Raw genomic sequence first — 2,094 nt, forward strand, 5'->3', positions numbered from 1 at the left:
GATGGGATTGTCTTTTAGTGGGTCCAGACCCTTTAGAAGACAATCCCTTTCTTATATTATCGAATTCTTGTTTCCGTTTCTACATTAAAGAAATGGATTTTATTCATATTTAAGGCAAGTTCAATTATTTGTCCGCTTTGAATATTTGCATTAGCATCTAGACGTGCGACAAAATTTTGACCTTCTAAACTTGAATAGATCATTAATTCTGCACCTGTTAGCTCGGAAACATCTACTTGAGCAATAATCGCTGAACCTTTTAAGGATTCAATGACAGTGGGATCATTATGAAAATCTTCAGGACGAACGCCAAGGATGATTTCTTTGCCAACATAGCCCTTATCACGCAGTAACTTCATTTTTCCTTCAGGTACCGCAAGTTTAGTACTTCCTGCTTTAAATCCGCTCTCTTCAAGGATTCCGGTAAAAAAGTTCATTGCTGGTGAGCCAATAAATCCGCCAACGAAAACATTTTCTGGATTATCATAAACCTCTTTAGGGGCTCCAACCTGTTGAATTAAACCATCCTTCATTACAACAATTCGTGTTGCCATAGTCATGGCTTCCGTCTGATCATGAGTAACATAAATCGTTGTCGTCTGTAATCGTTGGTGAAGCTTAATAATTTCTGAACGCATTTGTACACGTAGTTTAGCGTCAAGATTGGAAAGCGGCTCGTCCATTAAAAATACCTTTGCATCACGAACGATCGCTCTTCCCAATGCAACACGCTGACGCTGTCCGCCTGATAGAGCTTTTGGCTTTCGATCTAGATAGGTTTCAAGACCTAGAATTTTAGCTGCATCTTTTACCCGTCGGTCAATTTCAGTCTTTGAGAATTTCCTCAGCTTTAACCCGAATGCCATATTATCATAAACGCTCATATGTGGATAAAGGGCATAGTTTTGAAAAACCATCGCAATATCCCTGTCTTTTGGCGGAACATTATTAACTCTTTTCCCATCGATATAAAAATCACCTTTTGAAATCTCTTCAAGTCCGGCAATCATACGTAAGGTGGTGGATTTTCCACACCCGGAAGGACCAACGAAAACAATAAATTCTTTATCATTAATATCGAGATTAAAATCTTCAACAGCTGTAACCTTATTGTCATACACTTTGTAAATTTGTTCGAGTTTCAATTCCGCCATGTTAAAAGCCCCTTTTTATTTTATTTAATAAAATTGTAAACAAAATAGAATCTTCTGAATATGGGCTGTCTGCACAAACTTTTTATCGAATATTTATGCGGTATGGCTATTAGAAGTTTTACCTTATGGCCAATCAGTCTCTAATAGGAGACATGCAAGGAAAACAGTGATCGTGCTGTGAAAATCCTTTAGGTTGACACCTGTTTTCTCGGCAAATTTATCCAATCTATACTGCAATGTATTGCGGTGAATATAGAGCTGTTTTGCTGTTAAGGTGGCATTGGAGTTATTTTCTAAAAAGCGTTTAACAGTCGTTAATAACTCAGGCTCATCGGCAATTTTTAAGAGCAATTGGGATCGCAGCCATTCCTGCATATGTTTAGGCAGGTGATTAGAGAGCATGAAAGGAAAACATTTTTCAAAAGTATGAAATGGCTGAGCAGGCATTAGCTGAATTACATTTTCAAAGAAATATTTATCCTCTTTCAGATGATCTGGCCAGTCTTTCGATAACGATTGAACCTTACCACAGTAAAAATAGGCCTTTATGAAAAAGTCGCTTTGAATTGTTTGACTCAGGGAAAGAAACAAGTCTCCGTTAATTTTTTGCTCAGGGTTCCTTTCAATAATAACCCCGCTTTCATGATCCTCCCATAGAATAATTGAGTCATCAGGGAAAAAACCGTAAATAGCTTCCTCAAGGTCATTTCGTTCCCACTCAATTCCATTTAGATGGTACAGAATTAAGCGATATGTTGAATCTTGGTATTCTGGGGGAAGCTCTCCTTGTAAATAAAGGAAATCATACCATTTTTGCGCCTTAGGATGGATTTTCAAAGAAGTAGTTTCATAATGTAGTAGAGTTTTTAGCAAGGCTAGCTCTTGTTTAGAAATGCTTTCAAACGGAATACCCAGCCATCTGGGGTTAGTATCATCTTTA

The 2,094-nt window shown here is 37.6% G+C and carries 2 protein-coding genes; both read right to left on the reverse strand.

The window, feature by feature from the left end; genetic code table 11:
- Positions 1–56: 56 nt before the first annotated feature.
- Complete coding sequence (locus V7149_RS15250; RefSeq protein WP_335346462.1) at positions 57–1,154, reverse strand: ABC transporter ATP-binding protein; 1,098 nt, start codon at positions 1,152–1,154, stop codon at positions 57–59.
- A gap of 123 nt (positions 1,155–1,277) precedes the next feature.
- Positions 1,278–2,094 (reverse strand): PucR family transcriptional regulator (locus V7149_RS15255; protein ID WP_335346463.1); only part of this gene is annotated, 817 nt, incomplete at its 5' end.

The organism is Bacillus sp. JJ1503 (genome assembly GCF_036965125.1).
Classification (GTDB): Bacteria; Bacillota; Bacilli; order Bacillales; family Cytobacillaceae; genus Cytobacillus.